Origin of the sequence: Echinicola rosea (assembly GCF_005281475.1) — a bacterium.
GTDB lineage: Bacteria > Bacteroidota > Bacteroidia > Cytophagales > Cyclobacteriaceae > Echinicola > Echinicola rosea.
Map to the genome: position 1 here is coordinate 2,211,514 of NZ_CP040106.1, position 21,033 is coordinate 2,232,546.

Below are 21,033 nucleotides of genomic sequence, written 5' to 3' on the forward strand. Positions count from 1 at the left end.
GTAATGTGAGTGTACGGTCGATTTTCCTTCTATGAAAATTCGATTGGGAATGCAATATGAATATATTTTTCCTCATAAGAAAATTAATTTCTATTAATGAAAAATTAACGCTATCATAATACTTTTAATGGTCTAGCAACCACCCGTTAAATCTACCTTTAGTGGATCATGATGGTGTAGAATCATGCCTTGTTTTATCGTTACGAAAAATTCATATGACTAAGCTTAATAAAGTCTCCATTTCCAAGACGGATTTGCTGCTCATGGGGGGTGCATTTATGGCATACACGGGGATGTATGCCGTGAGGAAGTCCTTTTTAGCAGGCCAATATGAGGGGATGGAGCTACTGAGTGATTTTCATTTCAAGACGCTGTTGATTATAAGTCAGGTGGTCGGTTATATGTTGTCGAAGTTTATTGGTATTAAGGTGGTTTCCGAATTGCCTGTACAGAAGCGCTTTATGGCGCTTGTGGGATTGGTAGGTTTTGGCTTATTGATGCTTTTGGTTTTTGCTTACTCTCCGGTTTGGCTTAAGCCTATTGCCATGTTTTTTAATGGGCTTCCCTTGGGAATGATCTTTGGATTGGTGTTGGTTTACCTGGAGGGGAGAAAAAATTCAGAACTATTGGTGGCGGGATTAAGTGCCACATTTATTTTTTCGACAGGCCTTATCAAGACGACAGGGGTTTGGTTGATGCAAGAACTTCAGGTAAGTGAGGCGATGATGCCTTTCGTGACGGGAGCGATTTATTTTCCATTCTTGGTTTTGGCAGGATACGGGCTCAGTAAATGCGGTGGCCCGACAGCGCATGATAAGCGTTTGAGGACAGAAAGGGTTCCGATGAAAAAAGCCGAGCGGAAAGAGTTTCTGCGACAACATGGTTCCGCTTTTCTGGGCTTGGTGTTGATCTATGTGGTACTGACCGTGGTCAGGGATTTCCGAGATAATTTTATCGTTGAATTCTGGGCGGAATTAGGGCTTTCCGGTCAGCCAGAATTGATTACCTTGACTGAAATCCCTGTTGCCTTAATCGTTTTGGTTGTATCTGCACTTGGGATTTTGATATGGGATAATAGAAAGGCGTTTAATATAGGTATGGGGATGACAGTGCTGGGAGCGGTTTTGATGTTGGTATCTACACTCTTGTTTAAGACGGGAATGATAGGGGCTGTTGCTTGGATGGTCAGTGCCGGTTTTAGCATTTATCTTCCCTATATCCTGTTCCATTGCCTGTTGTTCGAACGATTTATTGCAGTGTTGAAGTACAAAGGGACGGTGGGGTATTTGTTTTATGTCGCAGATGCATTTGGCTATTTGGCCAGTGTGGGCATTATGATTTTCAAAGAAATCATCCCCTATCACTATTCCTGGGTGGGATTCTTCACTAAGCTCAATTTTATTGGCGGCTTGCTGATTGTTTTTTTAGTGGCTGTTTCAGTGTTGTTGATGAATGCCGGTATCATTAAAGTAAAATTACGGAGATTATACGGACTATCGGTTGATAAGCCTTAGAAGGAAACATACTTCTTTCGAATAGAAGTAAATATACTGAGCTAAATTCGAATGGAAGGCAATAAGGGTGTATTCCTGATAGGATAACTTACTTGATGTCCTTTTATGTTGGGGGATGGGTAGTGTGTATTCTTTAATGTGGTATTGAAAAATTGGTAAAAGCAACTTCCTTATGGTTCCAGAAAGGAAAAGTCAATCCACGGAATAATTTATCCTGGTGAGAATGCTTCTGCCAAGGGTAACCTCGTCAGTGTATTCCAATTCCCCGCCGACCGGTATGCCGCGGGCGATGGTGCTGACTTTGATGCCTTTTTCTTTGAGTTTCCGAGTGATGTAAAAAGCCGTAGTGTCTCCTTCCATCGTAGAAGGCAGGGCTAGGATGACTTCGGATACAGGATTGTCTGAGTGAGGTTTGTCGATGCGTTGCAGCAAGGATTCTATTTTGAGCTCTTCTGGGCCGATTCCTTGGATGGGGGAAATTACTCCGCCGAGCACATGGTAAAGCCCATTGTACTGCGAAGTGTTTTCGATGGCGAGGACATCTGGAATGTCTTCTACGACACAGATCAGGCTTCGGTCTCGCCGGGCACCTTGGCATACACTGCAGATTTCCTGATCGGAAATATTGTGGCATATGCGGCAGTAGGAGGTTTGTTTCCGGAGTTTGGTGATCGCTTCGGTGAGGTTTTCAGAAACCGCTTCTGGTTGCTTCAGTAAATGCAGGGCAAGTCGCAAGGCTGTTTTCTTGCCGATACCGGGCAACCTGCTGATCTCATTGACCGCGTCTTCGATGAGTTTGGAGGGGAAGTTCAACGGTTGTAGGGGATTAGACGATGGCTGCTTGGATACCTGCGTCCAAGATGGACTCGCACATTGGCTTCAATTGCTTCATACTGCCTTTTTTGACAGCACATTTGCCCTTGTAGTGGATGATCATGGTGCACTGTTCAGCCTGCTCCTGGGAGTGTTTACAAACTTTGATCAGTACCTTGGTGACATGTTCAAAGGTATTGATGTCATCGTTAAATACCACGAGGTCATGCTCTTCCGTATCCACCAAATCTTCCAGCAAGATTTCCACTTCCTCTTCTACAGTATGTTCTAATGGTTGCATGCTCATTTTGCAAAGTTAATAATTATAAACAAATTAGCAGCCTTTATGATATAGCATACTATGAATTCAAATTTAATACTCCTCGTCATAACATCCTATTTTCTGTTGTTGTTCATTATTTCTTATTTAACATCCAGAAAAGTTTCGCAGGAGACGTTTTTTACGGGAGATCGGGAGTCGCCATGGTTTTTGGTGGCCTTTGGGATGATCGGTGCTTCGCTTTCTGGGGTGACCTTTATTTCGGTACCAGGGGAAGTGGGGAATACCAATTTTTATTATTTCCAAGTCGTATTGGGCTACACAGTAGGCTATTTGACGATTGCCAAAGTGCTTCTGCCGCTGTATTACCGGATGAATTTAGTGTCCATATATGCCTATTTGCAAGATAGGTTTGGGTTTTGGTCGTACAAGACCGGGGCTTTTTTCTTTATACTTTCCAGGACATTGGGCTCTTCTATCAGGGTGTTTTTGGTGGCAGGAGTGCTGCAATTGATCTTATTTGATGATTGGGGAATCCCATTTTGGGTGTCCGTACTGATCACCGTTTCCCTAATCTGGCTATATACCCACAGGGGAGGGATCAAAACCGTCGTGTGGACCGATACACTACAGACCTTGTTTATGCTGTTGGCGGTAGGGACGAGTATTTATCTGGTGGCAAAAGACCTGGGCATAAGTGGAGCGGGGGAGCTTGCTGCGAACGTAGTTGCGGATTCCCGATCGGGGATCTTTAACTGGGACTGGCAAGCAGGCACCAATTTCTTCAAGCAGTTTGCCAGTGGAGCCTTTATTACCATTGTGATGACGGGCTTGGATCAGGACATGATGCAGAAAAACCTTACTTGTAGGAATATCGGTGATGCCCAGAAGAACATGTTTTGGTTTACCATAATCCTGGTATTTGTAAACCTCTGCTTTTTAGTGCTTGGCGTTTTGCTATACCAATACTGCGAAGTAAACAACATCACGCTTCCCCTTAGGACGGATGATCTTTATCCCATGTTGGCGACGGAGCATTTCAGTGTGTTTGCTGGGACGGTTTTTGTGTTGGGGATTATTGCGGCGGCTTACTCCAGTGCAGATTCCACGTTGACTGCGTTGACTACCTCTTTTTGCTATGATTTTTTGGATATAGAGCGCAATTACCCCAAAGACCGTCAGCAGACAATCCGCAAAAAAGTGCATTTGATCTTTACCGGGATAATGTTTTTGGTAATCCTTCTATTTAGGTGGATCAATGATCAAAGCGTAATCAATACGGTATTTGTAATTGCAGGCTATACATACGGTCCATTACTGGGGTTGTACAGTTTTGGATTGTTTACGAAGCGGATAGTAAAAGATAAAGCGGTACCATGGATAGCTGCCATAGCACCGCTTTTAGCCTTCATTGTAAGTTTGAATTCTAAAAAGTGGCTTTTCGGTTATGAATTTGGGTTTGAAGTACTCATTCTGAATGGAGGGCTAATGTTTTTAGGCTTGTTGATTTTTAGCCAAAAGGAAAGGTTTTAAAGATCTCCTTTAACCTCTCTAGTTCCGCATTTGGAATGTGGCACTAGAGAGGCATTTGGAATGTACCCTTGTGGTAAAGCCGTTTCCATAGAATTGCGGCTTGATCCATGATTTTGAGCCGGCTTCTAGGATATTATACTTCCCCATGCTCGATGAGGGTATTGAGCTTCTTTAAGCGTTTCATTTGATTCTCCAACGTGTCGATGGATCCATCGAGTGATACCATGACGGAGAAATGACCTCCCTGTTTTGATGTTCCATTGATTCGACTGTGTTTGATGGCAGGGTTTCCATTGATCAGTTCTTGGATTTGCACATCATACAACTCGGAGAGTTTGATGGCATCATCCATTTTCAGGTTCGAACGTCCCTGTTCATATCTGGAGTATGCGGTGTAGTCTTTTTTGCCAAGGTAGTCCGCAATGTATTCTTGGGTAAATCCTCTAAGTACTCGGTATTTCCTGAGGTTTTCGGCAATGTGTTGTTTTAGTTCCTTTTCCATATTGGTAATATGTTTGATTTCAATTTTCGACATGCGAAAGTGTGTTAGTTTACGTTTTCCAGTAATTCACTTTAGAGCAAGTGTTATTTACATGTTTGAAGAGATCCCTATGATCCCTTCTGAATAAATCGACTGGTTTTTGGGCCCGAACACGTGATTTATAAATACTTTTAGGAGTAGTAACGTTATCTAATTAGATAATGAACTATTGTAAAATTCATGGTTTTGTGATTTTTTGTATGATATAAATGTAAATAAACCAACACATTGTGGGCAAAAAATGAGCTACGCACATGTACGCAACAGTTGAAAAATGCAGTAAAAAAGGTTTTTTATGACTTTTTTATGTGTATTTATCCCCGATTTTGTGCGTTTTTTGGCCGTTTTACATGAGGAGAGTCTAGTGAGAAGTACTATGTCCCATCGGTAGATGAGGACTGTCGGAAACCTTGATTGCTACTAACCTGAGCTCGACTTAATTTTAGTATAAAAAGCGTCATGGCGAACCCTTTTTAGGAGGATGTGGGTTGGAAAAGGGTGTGGCAATCCCGAAATACCGAGACTGCCACGGCTTCCACCCCTCATATCTCCCGCTAAGCCTCGCAGTGACGATTTTATAATCGAACTGAGGTTACTATGATCAAATCCTTGATTTCCCAATGGGGTGTTTGAAAATAGGGAGGTGAACTGCCATGGAATGAAGGGGGAGCTGATACCCGCTAAAAGTCCTACAATTCCAGTTCTTTGTTGGGATCCCAATAGACAGTTTGAAAATCAAGAACTTGGTCATTTTTGATGGTGACTCCTTCAGATTCCAGCAAGGCTTGCATCTTTTCGGGCGGGGAAAAATGAAATTTCCCTGTAAGGAGGCCTTTGCTGTTGACCACACGGTGAGCAGGTACATCGTCCATGGTGTGTGCGGCGTTCATGGCATATCCAACAGTTCTTGCACCACTTTTTGCACCAAGGTAATTGGCAATGGCACCATAGGAGGTTACCCGGCCTTTTGGGATCAGGCGCACTACTTGGTACACCAAGTCGAAGAAATTTTCCTTGTTAGTTTTCACGTGCTATCTCAATGATGGTTTGATTGATGGATCTTCTGATATCTTTTTCCGTCGCTTTGTTGGCCACTGCCATGAGAAACTGGCATTTCAGTTGTACGGTTTGGTGCTTGATTTCGGTGGTTTTCAGGGTAAAGGTGTTCTTGACAATCGCTTTATCAAAGGAAAATGCTACCTCTTTGAGTCGTTCCTCGAGTGCTGTGATTTCCAATGTCGGCTTCAGGCTCATTTCAAATTCAAACGTTAGTTTTTTATGGTGTTGCCTGGAGTAATTGATCACTTGGGAAGTAAGGATGGAGGCATTTGGGATCATGACCGTATCTGCCTCTTCATTCACCAAGATCATATTCAGTAGTGTGACATCTTGGATTTTTCCTAACTGGTCACCGATCTTGACGGTGTCACCCAGGGTAAGCTGGTCCGAAAACATGATGATGAGCCCATTGATCATATTGGTGATATAGTCCTTGGAGAGTAAGGCGATGGCGGCCGCAACGATGGTGATACTGGTGAAAAACTCTTTAGGCTCGATTCCCAGAAGAAACATCATGGAAATAATCAATACGACGACATTAAGGATGCCTGCAATATGGTTTATACCTAATATAAAGTTGCTTTTGAACGGGGCTTGTCCTTTTTTTCGAAGGTAAATACGAACAGTGATCAGCCTGCCCAGCGAGATGATAATATGGCTGCTGAGCAAAAAGATGGTTGCTTTGAGAATGTTGTCCACAAAGGAAATGTACGGTAGTAATGTCTTCGAAAGGTCGTCGGCAAACCAAAGGAGGAGGATGAATGTGATCACTTTGAAGAGGAAAAGAACTCTTTTACGCTTTTCACGCTCCTTAATCTCGGATTTGTCAGTAGTCATGCGGTTTTCAGAAATAAAGTCTTAATTTTAACGATGCCGTATTTTTATCAATACTAGTCAAAATTACTAACATAACCATATAACTATTATGAATAGGAATATCATTATTACAGGAGCCGCAGGGAATTTAGGGAGTGCTGTAGTGGATAAGTTTAAGCGAGAAGGATTTAGGGTAATTGCTACTGTAGCACCGGGAAAAGGAGAGGAAATGGAGGAAGCAAATGATATCTATGAGCTGGATGTGACCGATGAGGAGCAGGTGGCGGAGTTTGCAAAGGAATATACCGTTCAATACGGCTCGGAGCTGGAGGCGGTGGCGATGTTGGTAGGAGGCTTCTCAATGGGAGACCTTGCCAAGACGTCCAAGGCAGATGTGGAAAAGATGCTGCAGCTGAATTTTTTCAGTGCATATAACCTGACAAAGGCTTTTTTGCCCGTGCTAAAGAAGACCGGGAAGGGAACGTTTTTATTTGTGGGAGCAAAACCTGCCTTGAACCTCGGGGAAGGCAAAGCCACTGTGGCATACACTTTGAGTAAGAGTTTAGTGGTCAATTTGTCCGCGCTGGTAGCAGCAGAAACAGAAGGTACCGAGATCAGGTCCCATGTTTTTGTGCCGAGCATTATCGATACTCCGCCCAATCGGGAGGCCATGCCGGACCAAGACTTCTCCAAGTGGGTCCGGCCGGATGAAATAGCCGAATCGATGCATTTTGCGGCGACAAACCCATCTTTGAGGCAGACGACCTTTAAACTTTATGGCAGTGTATAACAACCTATTAAAAAAGTAATGAAGAACACCCTAAAATGCATGCTGGTGGCTTGGATGGCACTGGCAGTGAGTACGGTCTCCGCCCAGACCAATGACGAAGTAAGGAGCCTTTCAATCTTCAATGGAGTGGAGGTTTCCAATTCCATCGAAGCGAAACTTGTAAGGGGCGATCAGTACCAGGTAGAGATATCTGCATCCGGAACGGAGGTTGCCAATGTGGTCACGGAAGTGGAAGATAGGCAACTGCAGGTAAAAATGGGCAAAGGGAATTTTGGCTCCACGAGCGTAAAAGTAACAATTACCTATGCTGGGGACCTTGATAAGGTACAGACAAGCACCAGTGCCAGCGTCTTTGTGCAAGATGTTTTGGACAGCAAGTCATTGGCGCTAAGGGCAGAGACCAGCAGTTACATCGAAACCAGCGTCAATGTCTCCAAACTGAGCTTGGAAGGAACTACCAATGCCAAGATATTTGTAGAGGGAACGGCAGCTGATTTGAGGCTGGAGGCCTATACCAAGGCGGATATCAATGGCGAAGGCCTACAAGTGAAAAATGCCGATGTGAAGACCAATACCGCAGCAAAATCGGTCATCAGCGTTAGTGAGTCGATAAAAGGGTCTGCAGGTACTGCTGGAAAAGTCCTGTACATCGGAGATCCTAGCTTGGTAGATGTAAAAACCAACACTGGTGGTGATATTTCAAGAAAAGAATAATGAAATCACAATATGAAAACATTGAAGATTGTTTTGATGGCCCTGCTCGTTTCGGCAGGGCTTTCCTTTGGCACCTGTAGTGCTCAGGGAGTAGCTGGAGCCAAAATGGAGGTGAAAGCGACTATAGATGCACTGTTTGAAGGACTCAAAGACAAAGATCCCCAAGCGATAAAAGCCGCCTTCGCTGAAAGGGCCTCATTGGAGACCGTGAAGAAAAATGCCTCCGGGAATGCAGTGGAGCGGGTATCGGTTGGCGGATTTGTGAATAGCATAGCAGCCATTCCGCCTGAGATGGAAGTTGAGGAAAGGCTTTTGGAGTATGATATTAAAATAGATGGGGAAATGGCTTCCGTTTGGACTCCATATACGTTCTATATTAATGGAAAGCTGTCACATTGTGGCGTCAATTCCTTTCAGTTGGTGAAGCTGGACGGAAAATGGAAAATTGTGTATTTGATCGATACCCGGAGAAAGGAAGGTTGCTAGCGGCATAGGACAGTGAGCCCTAGTAGTAGTGCCATTGGCATGCCTGCAGAAATGTTTTGCTACCCTTTCCTTTTTCTATTAAGGGCTACTGCGGTAATGATAGCGATCTCGAGCACTACAAAAGCGACGGCAAAAATAATCTGGGCTTGGTCGCTCTGAATACTTCCTTTGAAGAGGATGAAAAGTAAAAAAACCGCAATGGCGGCTATAAAACCGTTTTTGATGCTCATGTCCCAAAGAAACAAAAAAATGACCAAGATGGGAAGCCTTTTGATCAAATAGGGGGCTGCATCTCATGATCCACCGACACGACTCACCTCTCCCACAAGCCACCAATATCATCGTCAAATTAACCAAAAACGGGGGGATGTCCTATAGTGACATTATCATATCGTCTATCGCTACCGAGGCGTCAAAGTGTGGCTTCAAAAAGGCAGGTAGAAGTAAGTTGTTGCTAAATCACTAACCATGTCAATTACCAAAAAAGAAGTATATCAAGAACTGTATCGATTGCTGCTAGAGAAGCAAAAAGAGATCGTAGAGAGCATCGGGCAACTCAAACAATCAGCTGCTGAGGATACCAAAAGCAGCGCTGGTGATAAGTATGAAACTGGCAGGGAGATGGTGCGTCAGGAGATCGATAAGGCAGAACTTATGCACAGGGAATACCGCGTCCAGATGGACCGGTTAAAAAGTATCGATCCCAGTGAAAAACATGAAAAAGTAAAAATCGGCAGCTTGGTGGCCACTGATCGTGCAGCGATGTTTATTGCGGTGGGTTTTGGGAAAATCGAAGTGAACGGACAAGTGGTGTTTGTGATTTCTCCCCAAGCGCCACTTGCCCGATTGATGATGGATAAAACCACTGGGGAGTCATTTACTTTCAATGGAGCTGCCCAGCAATTGGTCCAAGTAAGCTGATGCCGAATTTATTTGCCTTGAGGAATCAGCGTCATCAATTCAGAAGCTCCGTCCAGCAGGGTGAGTTTGTCCTTCCCCACTTTGAAATTGGAGACATTTTTTAAGGCATCCAAAAACTGGCCTTCACCATTGCCCGGACATGCTTTTTTGGTCATGGCTCCTGGATCCAAGTTGATGTTGGTGCCGTTAAGCTCATAGCCACCGCTGAATGAGTTGCAGCCAGTAGAACCAGACAGCTTGCCATCATCGGTAAATCCCAAAGAAGGAAGCCCTCCGCTGAACATGTCCAGTCCGCCCCCCATCAAGGAAGAAAGGACCCAGTTGTTTCCAGTTAGCATTTGGAGCGGGTTTAGGTTAGAGACTGAACTGCAAGAGCTAAAGCCTAAGAATAGGAAAAGCAATAAGGTGGATAATTTTAACTGTTTCATGGAAAAATAATTAAAAGGGTTGACGATTTATTGTTCTGGTGAAAAGTTAAAAAATAAACGGCACTTTCTTTCGGTTATTTGGTATTAATTTCTCTATTTATTGTAGAATTTAAATAAACCGTACACTTAAAAATGATTTGTCTGCCCAATAAAGTACCGCCTTGGCTAGCGAAGATTGGGTAAAGTTCTGTGGTGACGATGGTGTTGTTTTGTTAATGTTTTAATAGATGAAACTTTATATTGAGGATTTGTTAACGAAAAATTTGGCATAATAGAAATTTGTGATTAAGATTGTCCCGTTAATAAGTAAATGATGTTTAGCACAGTCAAAAACCATATCGCCATCGAACGCTCTTTTACACCTGAGCCAGTGGACTGCGCCACTTTTTTTACCATCATTATCCCTACCGTTTTTACGACCACCATTACGGGGTAATCCCGTGTCTATCTATTATATTGCCGCTAATTCCGGTCCGCTACCAGCGGACGTATAAATCCATAAACAAGCCATAAAAAATACTCATTTTCATGAAAATCATAAAATTCGGAGGATCATCCATCGCAAATTATGAAAACATCCAAAAGGTGTTTTCCATAGTGGAGCAGAAATCGGGAAAGGAAGCGTTTGCCCTGGTGTTTTCAGCTTTTGGTGGAGTCACTGAACAATTGCTGCAATGCGCCAATATCGCGCAACAAAGTGAGGAAAGCTACCATACCATCCTTCAGGAACTGGAAAAAAGGCATTTGGAGATTGTCAAAAAGCTGGTACCCGTACAGCAGCAGTCAACTGCCTTGACATTTGTAAAAGTCCGCTTCAATGAATTGGGGGACCTGTTCCATGGGATCTATTTGATAAAGGAATGTTCTGATAGGACAATGGACTATGTGCTTAGCTTTGGCGAGCGCCTGTCCAATTTTATATTAGCCGCAGGTCTTCAGGCCAAAGGCATGGGTACAACCTATGTGGATGCCCGTGATGTGGTAAAAACAGACGGCCGATTTGGCCATGCCAAGGTGGATTTTGCTACCACCAATAGGCTGATCCAGGAATATTTTGAAAAGCACGATGGGATCAAGGTGATTACTGGTTTTATCGGGTCCACTGAGAAAGGGGAAACGACTACCGTCGGCAGAAGCGGATCAGATTATACAGCATCTATTTTTGCAGCAGCACTGGGAGCAGAACAAGTAGAAATCTGGACGGACGTTTCTGGTGTGATGACAGCAGATCCAAGGTTGGTTTATACTGCTTTTACGATCCCGCAGCTCAGCTATAACGAAGCCATGGAGCTTTCCCACTTCGGGGCAAAAGTGGTCTTCCCGGCCACCATGCAGCCGGCAATGAAGGAGGATATTCCGATATACATTAAGAATACTTTTAAACCCGAGGAAGAGGGCACCCGAATCAGCAAAGAGTCAGGTGAAGGAAAGATCATAAAGGGGATTTCCTCGATGGACAATATCTCCATCCTGAATGTCCAGGGACCGGGCTTGGTAGAAGTCGTTGGGGTCAGCCAGCGTTTCTTTGGCACTTTGGCCAGCAATGGCATCAATATCATCTTGATCAGCCAGGCTTCTTCAGAACACAGTATCTGTGTGGCGATTGCTTCCAAGGATGCCAGTCGGGCCAAATCAGTGATCGAAGAGGAGTTCAGGTACGAAATCCAAAGCGGTGAAATGTCCGAGATTGAGGTAGTTCCTGAAATGGCCGTCATCGCTGTTGTGGGTGAAAACATGCAGCATAACCCAGGTGCCAGTGGACGGATGTTTCAGGCCTTGGGAAGAAATAACGTCAATGTGGCCGCGATTGCCCAGGGAAGCTCCGAGTTGAATATCTCTGCAGTGATCACGCAGGCTGACTTGCAAAAGGCACTGAATGCATTGCATGAGGCATTTTTCTTGTCAGATTATAAAGTGCTTCACGTATTCTTGGTAGGAGTAGGCCTGATCGGCAAAGCTTTGACCAAGATGATCAATAACCAGCTTAAGAACCTCCAGGAAGAAAATATGCTGGACATCCAGATCCATGGAATGGCCAATTCCCGCTATATGAAATTTCACGAGGATGGCTTTGACCTGGCCACCGTGGGGGCGCCGGACGAAAATGACGAGCCGATGGATATGGATAAGTTTATTGGCATGATGACAGAGATGAATTTCTCCAATTCAGTATTTGTGGATTGTACCGCCAGTCAAGATGTGGCCGATATATATGAGCAAATCCTTGATTCCAAAGTGGGGATCGTCACGCCAAACAAGAAGGCCAATTCGGGGCCTTTGGATACGTATAAGAAGCTTAAAAAATTAGCGGGCCAACGTGGTGTTAGGTTTTTCTATGAGACCAATGTGGCCGCAGGTCTGCCAGTAATCAACACCCTTCAGGACTTGATGCTGAGTGGTGATCATGTGCACCGTATCGAAGCCGTGCTGAGTGGGTCGATGAACTATATTTTCAGCGAATTGGAAAATGGCATGCCATTTAGTGAAGTGGTGGCGCAGGCCAAAGAAAAAGGTTATACCGAGCCAGATCCTAGGGATGATTTGAGCGGCATGGATGTGGCGCGTAAAATCCTTATCCTTGGTCGTGAAGCCGGCCAGGACCTGCACTTCGAAGACGTGGAGATCCAGAGCATGGTGCCGGAGGATTGTGAGGATGCGGCTTCTGTTCCGGAGTTTTTCGAGAAGTTGCAAAAGCACGACGGTCATTTCCAGCAGCTATTGGATGAGGCAAAAGCCAAAGGAGAAAAGCTCCGTTTTATGGCGACTTTAGAGAATGGCAAGGCCAAGGTAGGACTGAATTCCCTGGATAGTGAGCACCCGTTCTTTACCCTTAAAGGCAGTGATAATATGATTTTGTTCACCACCGAGCGTTACAACGATTTCCCAATGATCGTTAGGGGGCCCGGAGCCGGCGCAGATGTGACGGCCGCTGGAGTATTTGCTGATATTATCAGGTTAGGAAATTATTCAAGATGAAAAAAGTAACTGCTTTTGCTCCTGCCACTGTGGCCAATGTTTCTTGTGGATTTGATATTCTGGGCTTTGCTGTGGAGGAAATGGGAGACAAGGTCACGGTTTCTTTGGCAGATGAGCCGGGGGTACGTGTTGTTGGAATAGAAGGTGATGGGGGAAGATTGCCATTTGATGTGGACAAAAATACTTGTGGAGTAGCCTTAAAGGCTTTTACGGCAGCCATAGAATTTAAAGGTGGATTGGAGGTAGAACTGTACAAGGGCTTGCCGCTTGGAAGTGGTATGGGATCCAGTGCTGCCAGTTCTGTCGCAGCATTGGAGGCTGCCAATCAACTACTGGGCAACCCACTGGAAAAAAAGGCTTTGCTGCCCTTTGCCATGAAGGCAGAAGGCGTGGCCTGCGGGGCGGAGCACGCTGATAATGTGGCACCTTCGCTGCTGGGAGGATTTGTACTGATCAGGAGCTACCATCCCTTGGATGTGACCAAGCTCCATGTCCCAAAAGGGTTGTATTGCACTTTGGTGCATCCCCATTTAGAGTTGAATACGGCAGATTCCAGGAGTGTCCTGCGACAGCAGGTGCCGCTTAAGGACGCTATTACCCAATCGGGGAATATCGCTGGATTGGTGGCAGGACTTTACCAAGAAGATATGGGCTTGATCAGCAGGTCGCTACAGGACGTGATTGCAGAGCCTTCAAGGTCCGTTTTGATTCCCTGCTTTGATGAAATTAAAGCTGCCATAAAGGAAATAGGGGCATTGGGAGCGGGCATTTCAGGTTCCGGCCCTACGACCTTTATCCTTGCTCCCAGCAGGGATATTGCCGAAAAGGCCAGTGAGATTTGCCAAGAAGTATTTGATAAAATAGGACTGGAAGTGGACCTGTATGTTTCGGCCGTAAACACCAAAGGGACCTACGTCATCAATAAAGCATAACATGAAATTCTACAGTACAAATAATAAAAGCCATAAGGTTTCCCTTAAAGAAGCCGTTATCAAAGGCCTGGCGCCTGATCAGGGGCTATACATGCCAGAGCGGATTCCTCAATTGTCTGCGGATTTTATCGATCAATTGCCCCATTTGTCCTTTAAGGAGATGGGGTATGAAGTGATAGGAGCGCTGTATGGGGAAGATCTTAGCCGTGAACATATCAAGGAACTGGTTGACCATACGTTGGCTTTTGATGCTCCTTTGGTAAAGGTGGAAGAGGGCGTGTTTACCTTGGAGTTATTTCATGGCCCTACCTTGGCATTTAAGGATTTTGGGGCACGTTTTTGTTCCAAATTGATGAGCCTTTTGGTAAAGGATGAAAAGGTGCGGGTATTGGTAGCGACTTCAGGTGATACTGGAAGTGCCGTGGCCAATGGTTTTTATAAAGTGCCCAATGTCGAGGTGATTATTCTGTACCCTTCGGGTAAAGTAAGTACGCTGCAGGAGAAGCAATTTACCACCTTGGGAGAGAATATAACCGCCCTTGAAGTGGACGGGGTTTTTGATGATTGTCAGCAAATGGTAAAACAGGCCTTCTTGGATAAGGATCTGAATGAGAAAATGCTGCTGACATCTGCCAACTCCATCAATATTGCCCGGTGGATACCACAGTGCCTGTATTATTTCTATGCATATAGCAGGTTGCCGAAGACGCATGGAAAGGTGGCTTTTTCCGTGCCAAGTGGAAATTTTGGAAACATTGCAGCAGGGATGCTTGCTGAGCGAATGGGCTTGCCGATCACCACGTTCGTGGCAGCGACCAATGTCAATAAGATCGTTCCGGATTTCCTGAAAGGTGTTCCTTTCCGGCCAAGGCCATCCTTGCAAACCATCAGCAACAGCATGGATGTGGGCAACCCAAGCAACTTCTACCGTTTGCTGGACCTGTATGGAGAGGAATCAGAGCTTAAGGAGATGGTGAGAGGGTACTTTTTTGATGATGCTACCACGAGAGAAGCCATGGCAGCGGTGAAAGCAGAAACTGGGTATGTCATGGATCCCCATGGGGCAGTAGCTTATCTTGGACTAAAGGAATTTATGAAAGAACATCCGGACTTTACAGGTGTTTTCTTGGAAACTGCACATCCCGGTAAGTTTGGCGATGTGGTGGAAGCTGTCCACCAAGAGAAGGTGGAATTGCCCGACCGATTGGCAGCATTTTTGGAAGGAAAGAAAAAGACCCAATTGATCGGTAATGACTATGGTGAGTTTAAGGAATTCTTGTTGTCAGGAAAACGGCATTGATAAACCAGGTTATAAATTTTGGTTGTCAAAAAAAAGCCGTCGCGATGCTCCGAAAAGGGCCGCGGCGGCTTTTTGACATATTAGGCTAATGTATCTTTTCCTGATCACCTTTAGAATTAGGGATTGGATTCTTTCTGGCGTTCACGTTGCCGCTCCTGCCAAGCCTCCATTTTGGCTTCGAATTCCTTTATTTTAGGCTCGTTCGCTTTTTCCCAAGCTTCGATTTTTCTCTCGTATTCTTCCATTTGGGGCTCATAGGCCGCTTCCCATTCACTTTGCTTGGTTTCCATTTCTTTGCCCCAGGCTTCCATTTTAGCTTCCCACTCTTCCATTTGGGCCTCATGCTCTTCTTCCCAGATTTCCATTTTTTCTTCGTAAACCTCGGTTTTAGCTTCCATTTTTTCCTGCACTGCTTCGAGCTTAGCCATTAGTGCTTCACGTTTCTGTTCCGCTTCTTGGGAGTCGTCACCTTCTAGCTGGCTGATTTTGATGGACAGGTTGCTTATTTCCAAGGCTTCTTCGTTAATGTCCAGTTGGAAATCGGGCATCGGAGGAATGAAATTCATCCCTTCAAACGGAGGAACAGCAGGCACTGGTGGTATCTGTAAGTCCATCTGCGGCATAGGGCTTAGGTCAAGGACAGGCATTGGGTCTGTTGGGTGACTGCCGCTAACTACTTTTAGTTTGACAGCAGGTTTAGGAGCAGGAGACGTGTCTGTTTTATAAGTGTAATGATAAGTGTTGGTTTTACTCTTGATTGTTTTCTTAACGACTTCATGGCTGTTAATTACCGCTGTATGTGGTTCTCGTACTTCACAAGGAAGGGATACTTTTTTGTTAATGGATTTATAAGTGATTTTCGTGAGCAAATAGTTATCCGAAAATATATTTTCCTTTGAGGGGATAGCTCCCATTACCAAGGAAGCGCTTACCATTAGTGAGATGATCATGGTCAATGTAATTATAGGTGAGATTTTTTGTTGGTCGGGTTCCTTTCCCAATATCCGTTTGATCCTATTGAGGAAAGAATGTTGGTTTCCCGTGGCGGCAAGGGCCATTTCGGGGGTGTATGTTTGGGCTTGCTCAGCCACTTCTGCTAGTGCATGGGCAAGTTCTGCTGGGGAGTAGCCGAGGGACAATACGAGGTCATCACAGGCATTTTCCCGTTCCACATCGATCATTTCATTGATCCACCAAAAGCATGGATGGAAAAAGAAAAACACTTCCATGATGCGTTGGAGGATGTTGGCGAGGTAATCGTAGCGTTTTATATGGGCCAGTTCGTGAGCGATGATCGCTTCCAGATGGCGTGGAGAAGTACTTAGCAAAAGCCCAGCGGGTATGAGGATTACAGGTTTCAAAAAACCAAACGTTACAGGGACTTGGATAAGGTCGCTTTTCAGTACCTTCACTCCCCTGTAAAATCCCATAGCGGCGATCATGGAATTGACCTTTTTGACCAGTGGTGCAGGGACAGTTTGCTGGTGCTTTTTGTGGAGGTTTCTCAAATCAAGAAGCCCTCCAGAGAGTTTGAACAAATAAAACAAAGCACCGAGGAGCCAGAGGTTTACCAAGGAGGGAAGGTATTTTTCAAGTCCGGAAAACCACGTTCGGTCCAGTAGTTTTTTTTCAGTATCCAGGGCAGCTGAAATGGTGGCAGGTTGTGGCGTGTCCACTTGCCGGTGCGCTGTTTCAGCTATTGCCACTGTGACTGCCTTAGAATTGGGGGGAATTGAAGCGTTTTTCAAAGCTGCCGAAAAGGTGATCCCACTGGACAAGATAATGATCAGCAGTGCGCTGAGCCCGGCCCCATGGCGGAGAGCCGAATTTCTGTGTGGAATGGCCCGAAGTACTCCCCAAAGCAGCAGGCTGACCAAGACTATCTGCCATACCGAGTGGATCAGTGTCCATCCAATGGCCTGTAGATAGGATTCATGGATAAAGTCGTTGATGAAGTCCATTATTTTTGGTTTTCTAGTTCATTGAGCAATTTTCTGATTTCATCGATTTCTTCTTGTGAAGGATTGCTTTGACCAAGGGCTTTCATGACGAGCTTCTTGGCTGAGCCACCAAAAGTTGTAGCCATAAAACTACTGAGCAGGGAATTCTGTGTTTCACTTTCTGTGATGGCTGGCATATAAATATGGCTTCTGCCCTGATCAGTCCTTTCCAACAATTTTTTGGCATACATGATCTGCATGATCTTTAGCGTAGTAGTGTACCCGGTTTCTTTCGTTTTGGAAAGCTCTTCATGAATCTCTCGCACACTCGCTTGCTTGCGCTTCCAAAGGATGGAGAGAATCTCAAGTTCCGAGTCTGTAGGTTTATATTTCATTAATGAATTACGATTATCTTCGTAGTAAAGATATACGATGCTTTTCGTAATTCAAATTTTTTCTACGACAAAGTTCGTATATGATTGTTAAAATCTGTTAAAAACACTGTAAGTGAGTATTTTACGATGTGTGTGTTGAACTTTGGGTGATATAACTGGGTTTATTGATTAGTTGAATCTAGACAATTAGATAGTTGATAGTAATGTAAAATTGAACGTTTAGTTCATGTAAGAATATCCAACTCATTTCAAATAAGGAGAAAGTTGTTTATTCACCCTAAGGCCGGTAATATCCGGCCTTTTTTTTATCTTGAGCACTTATGTGTTTGATTACGTTTAACTGGCAAAGCCACAAACGCTACCGGTTGATATTGGTGGCGAGTAGAGACGAGTTTTTCGGGCGTCCTACGGCACGGTTGCACCAATGGGAAAGTGGCATATTCGCAGGTAAAGACCTCAAGGGCGGAGGGACTTGGATGGGGATCCATCCCGGGGGGAAATTTGCCGCATTGACCAATTTCAGAGATTTCAGGAATGTGAAGAATAATCCCATTAGTAGGGGCAAGTTGGTGAGGGGTTTTTTGGAGGGAAGGAAGTCTCCTGAAGCGTACTTGGTAGCTGTAGAGAAATGTCAGGATCGATTTGAAGGATTTAATTTACTGGTGGCGGAGCAGGATGACTTTTATTATTATTCAAATTATGGCGATGGCGCTCAGGATATTTCTCCAGGTGTCCATGGGCTGAGCAATGGCCTGCTGGATGAGTCTTGGAAAAAGGTGGAAGAATCCAAATCTAAGTTGAATTCGCTTCTGGAAGAGGATGGGGTTTCGTTGGAAGCGTTGGTGGAGCTACACCTGTCCACGGAGGTAGATGAGCTTGGCAATTTGCCCGACACAGGACTAAAGCCTGAAGTGGAGCAATCCCTCTCGGCTGCATTTATCAGGGATATCCAAGGTTATGGAACAGTAAGCATTACGGGGATGCTTTGGGGGTATGATGGTGAAGTGTCCATTTTGGAAAAGTAAGTAAGGAAAGATGGTGTTTTTGCCAAAGAGGAGCGGGTTACTTTTACCATGAAATAATATGTACCGGTTTTCATTTATGTTTACTTCCATGTTTTCCGTTAATTTTAGGTGTCTTGACGAACCATCAGTAGCAAAATCTGTTGTATAGTATTATGAAAAAGATTGATGTTTTGATAGTGGGTGCGGGTCCTATTGGCTTGGCCTGTGGTATAGAAGCTGGGAAAAACCAGCTGGATTACGTGATCCTCGAAAAAGGAACACTGGTCAATTCTATCTATAATTATCCCGTAAACATGACCTTCTTTTCTACCTCCGAGAAGTTGGAAATGGGGGGGATTCCCTTTATGTCGGTCAATAAGCAGCCCACCCGACCGGAGGCATTGGAATATTATCGGCGTATCGTAAAACACTTTGATCTGAATATCCACTTGTATGAAGGCGTTCAGCGTGTGGAGCGACAGGAGGATGGAGCATTTTTAGTGTATTCAGAAAAGGATACATATCTCGCTGACAAATTGGTGCTATCCACGGGCTTTTATGATATTCCAAACAAGCTCAATGTCCCTGGGGAAGAATTGCCGAAAGTAACGCATTACTATAAAGAGCCTTGGCCCTATATCGGCCAGAAGGTGATTGTGGTAGGAGGTGGTAATTCTGGCGTGGATGTGGCCTTGGAGACTTGGCGAAAAGGAGCAGAGGTGACGATGGTACTAAAGGAACCGATGGTGGATCAGAATGTGAAGTATTGGGTTTTGCCTGATATCGAAAACCGTATCAAGGAAGGTTCCATCGGTGCGTATTTTAGCAGTTCCATTAAAGAGATTCGCGAACAAGAGGTGGTGATCGATACACCAGAGGGAGAAAAAACCATCGAGAATGATTTTGTGCTTGCCATGACTGGGTATCGTCCAAATTTCGAATTGCTCGACCAGCTTGGAGTGGAGTTGACCCTTGATGAGAAGCGAAGGCCTTGCTTTGATGGCAACCAAGAATCCAATGTTCCAGGGCTTTATTTGGCAGGAGTAGTGTGTGGAGGGTTGAACACCCGGGAATTTTTCATTGAGAACACCATCGTCCACGCAAAGGCTATTTTTACAGATATTATGAAAAAGAAAAAGCAACTGGTGAAATAGATAGTTGGATGCATTTATGAGGTGTTTTGCTTGGATTTGGAGGGAGTTATGGGGAGTTTTAGGGTGAATATACTGCCCCTCCCCAACTCGCTTTTTACGGAAAGTGAACCTCCTATTTTTTTTGCGTTTTCGTTGCTGATATATAACCCAACACCTGTCCCTTTCTCCATGGATGTGCCGCTTGTGGTTACAAATTTCATGTTGAACAATCGCTGGAGGCGTTCTTTGGGAATGCCTTTGCCGGTATCTTCAACGGTGATGACAAATTCTTCCTCAGTTTTTTGGCAGGAAAACAATATTTTACCTTCCTCGGAAGTAAATTTAATGGCGTTTTGAAGGAGATTTCTGACGATCAGCATCAGCCTGTCAAGATCCGTGACAATTACGGCGTCTCCACCAAATTGCGTGTCGAGGACAATGTTTTTTTGGCGGGCCATGCCTTTATAGACCAGAAGCATAGAATCGCAATATTCCTTTAAATTTACCTTACGGAATTTGGGAGAGGTGTTTTTTAATTCCAATGTAGCCCATTCCAGTATTTCTTCCGACATTTTTTGGGCATTATTGGCGATGATGTAAAGTTCTTTGAGTACGGCTTCCATCTCTGCCTTATCCAACTCTCCTTCATTGATCATTTCCAATATTGTAGTAATGGAAAGCAAAGGGTTTTTAAGGTCATGGGAGATCAATGCGATGATCTTGTTTTTTTGTTCATTGGTGCTGGACAATTCACCGATGGCCGTTTTCAGCGCGTTGCCTTTTTGTTCACTTTCGAGTTTTTGCTTTTGATAGTTCCATTTAAGGGCCGTGACAATCGCAATGATACCGATAATACAAGCGAAATAGGTGATGGCATGGTCAATGAATTGCAGATAGGGAGAAGGATAGCTTGGGGCAATCAAATCAGGATAGTAGGCATCAATATAGAAAAGACCAAGAAAGAAAATGAAATTGTAAGCGCCCCAAAACCAATAGGTTTTGATTTGTGTCACCGAAAGGATTATAATGTGGACCATTAAGAATATATAGAATGTAGGTCCTTGGATGCCATCATTATAGAAAAAATTAATCGCAAGGATGGGATAGCCCAGTAATGCAAGAAGATTTATCCCCCATCTAAAATTCTTTTTTGACTTACCAATGAGATAAAAAACCAGTACTATAGCAGAAGTCGCCAAGAGGATGATGCTCAGGAGGTATTGCCCAAGGATCAAGTTGAATACAATCATTGCCTTGAGGTAGATCACGATGATGAGTGCTGCGGAATTGAAAATCTTCGTTTCCATTTCCTGGGCAGGCTTCATGTAGGTGACTTTATTCCAGAAGTTCCTAAGCGTTTCTATCAATTTAGCTATGAATACGTCGGTGAAAATGTAAATTGAATACAAGGATTTGTATTCAGTAATATACACGGATTTATTGAAATAGCTAAATGAT

22 protein-coding genes are annotated in these 21,033 nt (G+C 44.3%); 12 read left to right on the forward strand and 10 right to left on the reverse strand.

The features are described 5' to 3' along the window. The first annotated feature begins 215 nt into the window (after window positions 1-215). On the forward strand, window positions 216-1,514 hold the full coding sequence (locus tag FDP09_RS08990) for a DUF5690 family protein (RefSeq protein WP_137402343.1): 1,299 nt from the start codon (window positions 216-218) through the stop codon (window positions 1,512-1,514). A gap of 192 nt (window positions 1,515-1,706) precedes the next feature. On the opposite strand, the gene recR is transcribed toward FDP09_RS08990, so the two are convergent. Further along, a complete protein-coding gene (gene recR, locus FDP09_RS08995; RefSeq protein ID WP_137402344.1) occupies window positions 1,707-2,327 on the reverse strand; it encodes a recombination mediator RecR in 621 nt (206 codons plus the stop codon). Window positions 2,328-2,340: 13 nt separating this feature from the next. After that, window positions 2,341-2,634 (reverse strand): ATP-dependent Clp protease adaptor ClpS, encoded by a 294-nt coding sequence (locus tag FDP09_RS09000; RefSeq protein WP_137402345.1) that lies wholly within the window; start codon window positions 2,632-2,634, stop codon window positions 2,341-2,343. A gap of 54 nt (window positions 2,635-2,688) precedes the next feature. Between FDP09_RS09000 and FDP09_RS09005 the strand changes: the two genes are divergently transcribed. Beyond that, complete coding sequence (locus FDP09_RS09005) at window positions 2,689-4,140, forward strand: sodium:solute symporter (RefSeq protein WP_137402346.1); 1,452 nt, start codon at window positions 2,689-2,691, stop codon at window positions 4,138-4,140. Window positions 4,141-4,273: 133 nt separating this feature from the next. Here the strand turns inward: FDP09_RS09005 and FDP09_RS09010 are convergent, their stop codons facing one another. The 3 genes from FDP09_RS09010 to FDP09_RS09020 all read right to left on the reverse strand — a co-directional run bounded on the left by FDP09_RS09010 (window position 4,274) and on the right by FDP09_RS09020 (window position 6,577). Continuing rightward, complete coding sequence (locus tag FDP09_RS09010; protein WP_308420971.1) at window positions 4,274-4,675, reverse strand: helix-turn-helix domain-containing protein; 402 nt, start codon at window positions 4,673-4,675, stop codon at window positions 4,274-4,276. A gap of 695 nt (window positions 4,676-5,370) precedes the next feature. Beyond that, window positions 5,371-5,709: an MGMT family protein gene (locus FDP09_RS09015; RefSeq protein WP_137402347.1), complete on the reverse strand. Its 339-nt coding sequence runs from the start codon at window positions 5,707-5,709 to the stop codon at window positions 5,371-5,373. Continuing rightward, window positions 5,699-6,577: a mechanosensitive ion channel family protein gene (locus FDP09_RS09020; RefSeq protein ID WP_137402348.1), complete on the reverse strand. Its 879-nt coding sequence runs from the start codon at window positions 6,575-6,577 to the stop codon at window positions 5,699-5,701. The genes FDP09_RS09015 and FDP09_RS09020 overlap by 11 nt, the downstream gene beginning before the upstream one ends. A gap of 88 nt (window positions 6,578-6,665) precedes the next feature. Between FDP09_RS09020 and FDP09_RS09025 the strand changes: the two genes are divergently transcribed. From FDP09_RS09025 to FDP09_RS09035, 3 genes are read left to right on the forward strand one after another with little or no spacing between them, the layout of a single operon-like run. Next, window positions 6,666-7,346 carry an SDR family NAD(P)-dependent oxidoreductase gene (locus tag FDP09_RS09025; RefSeq protein WP_137402349.1) on the forward strand — a complete coding sequence of 227 codons (681 nt, stop codon included), beginning with the start codon at window positions 6,666-6,668 and terminating at the stop codon, window positions 7,344-7,346. 18 nt (window positions 7,347-7,364) lie between these two features. Further along, window positions 7,365-8,060, forward strand: coding sequence for a head GIN domain-containing protein (locus tag FDP09_RS09030; RefSeq protein ID WP_137402350.1), 696 nt, complete (start codon window positions 7,365-7,367; stop codon window positions 8,058-8,060). A 12-nt stretch (window positions 8,061-8,072) separates the two neighbouring features. After that, window positions 8,073-8,546, forward strand: coding sequence for a nuclear transport factor 2 family protein (locus FDP09_RS09035; protein ID WP_137402351.1), 474 nt, complete (start codon window positions 8,073-8,075; stop codon window positions 8,544-8,546). 59 nt (window positions 8,547-8,605) lie between these two features. Here the strand turns inward: FDP09_RS09035 and FDP09_RS09040 are convergent, their stop codons facing one another. After that, on the reverse strand, window positions 8,606-8,803 hold the full coding sequence (locus FDP09_RS09040; protein ID WP_137402352.1) for a hypothetical protein: 198 nt from the start codon (window positions 8,801-8,803) through the stop codon (window positions 8,606-8,608). Between the two features lie 211 nt (window positions 8,804-9,014). Between FDP09_RS09040 and FDP09_RS09045 the strand changes: the two genes are divergently transcribed. Then, complete coding sequence (locus FDP09_RS09045) at window positions 9,015-9,467, forward strand: hypothetical protein (protein ID WP_137402353.1); 453 nt, start codon at window positions 9,015-9,017, stop codon at window positions 9,465-9,467. An 8-nt stretch (window positions 9,468-9,475) separates the two neighbouring features. Here FDP09_RS09045 and FDP09_RS09050 read toward each other — a convergent pair whose 3' ends face one another. Further along, a complete protein-coding gene (locus FDP09_RS09050; RefSeq protein WP_229683287.1) occupies window positions 9,476-9,805 on the reverse strand; it encodes an META domain-containing protein in 330 nt (109 codons plus the stop codon). A gap of 400 nt (window positions 9,806-10,205) precedes the next feature. On the opposite strand from FDP09_RS09050, the gene FDP09_RS24175 reads away from it, so the two are divergent. The 4 genes from FDP09_RS24175 to thrC all read left to right on the forward strand — a co-directional run bounded on the left by FDP09_RS24175 (window position 10,206) and on the right by thrC (window position 15,103). Next, window positions 10,206-10,331 carry a hypothetical protein gene (locus FDP09_RS24175; RefSeq protein WP_262710655.1) on the forward strand — a complete coding sequence of 42 codons (126 nt, stop codon included), beginning with the start codon at window positions 10,206-10,208 and terminating at the stop codon, window positions 10,329-10,331. Window positions 10,332-10,423: 92 nt separating this feature from the next. After that, on the forward strand, window positions 10,424-12,871 hold the full coding sequence (thrA, locus tag FDP09_RS09055) for a bifunctional aspartate kinase/homoserine dehydrogenase I (protein ID WP_137402355.1): 2,448 nt from the start codon (window positions 10,424-10,426) through the stop codon (window positions 12,869-12,871). Beyond that, complete coding sequence (locus FDP09_RS09060; RefSeq protein WP_137402356.1) at window positions 12,868-13,803, forward strand: homoserine kinase; 936 nt, start codon at window positions 12,868-12,870, stop codon at window positions 13,801-13,803. Before thrA ends, FDP09_RS09060 begins: the two co-directional genes overlap by 4 nt. Window position 13,804: 1 nt before the next feature. Beyond that, a complete protein-coding gene (gene thrC, locus FDP09_RS09065; protein WP_137402357.1) occupies window positions 13,805-15,103 on the forward strand; it encodes a threonine synthase in 1,299 nt (432 codons plus the stop codon). Between the two features lie 116 nt (window positions 15,104-15,219). Here thrC and FDP09_RS09070 read toward each other — a convergent pair whose 3' ends face one another. Together FDP09_RS09070 and FDP09_RS09075 are read right to left on the reverse strand one after the other, a co-directional pair. Continuing rightward, complete coding sequence (locus tag FDP09_RS09070) at window positions 15,220-17,064, reverse strand: M56 family metallopeptidase (RefSeq protein ID WP_137402358.1); 1,845 nt, start codon at window positions 17,062-17,064, stop codon at window positions 15,220-15,222. Continuing rightward, complete coding sequence (locus FDP09_RS09075) at window positions 17,064-17,438, reverse strand: BlaI/MecI/CopY family transcriptional regulator (protein WP_137402359.1); 375 nt, start codon at window positions 17,436-17,438, stop codon at window positions 17,064-17,066. The genes FDP09_RS09070 and FDP09_RS09075 overlap by 1 nt, the downstream gene beginning before the upstream one ends. Window positions 17,439-17,758: 320 nt before the next feature. On the opposite strand from FDP09_RS09075, the gene FDP09_RS09080 reads away from it, so the two are divergent. Then, the gene (locus tag FDP09_RS09080) at window positions 17,759-18,463 is read left to right on the forward strand and encodes an NRDE family protein (RefSeq protein WP_137402360.1); all 705 of its coding nucleotides are present in this window, start codon (window positions 17,759-17,761) and stop codon (window positions 18,461-18,463) included. 152 nt (window positions 18,464-18,615) lie between these two features. Beyond that, window positions 18,616-19,596: a YpdA family putative bacillithiol disulfide reductase gene (locus FDP09_RS09085; RefSeq protein ID WP_137402361.1), complete on the forward strand. Its 981-nt coding sequence runs from the start codon at window positions 18,616-18,618 to the stop codon at window positions 19,594-19,596. A gap of 14 nt (window positions 19,597-19,610) precedes the next feature. Here the strand turns inward: FDP09_RS09085 and FDP09_RS09090 are convergent, their stop codons facing one another. Then, window positions 19,611-20,900 carry a sensor histidine kinase gene (locus tag FDP09_RS09090; protein ID WP_137402362.1) on the reverse strand — a complete coding sequence of 430 codons (1,290 nt, stop codon included), beginning with the start codon at window positions 20,898-20,900 and terminating at the stop codon, window positions 19,611-19,613. Window positions 20,901-21,033 lie beyond the last annotated feature (133 nt).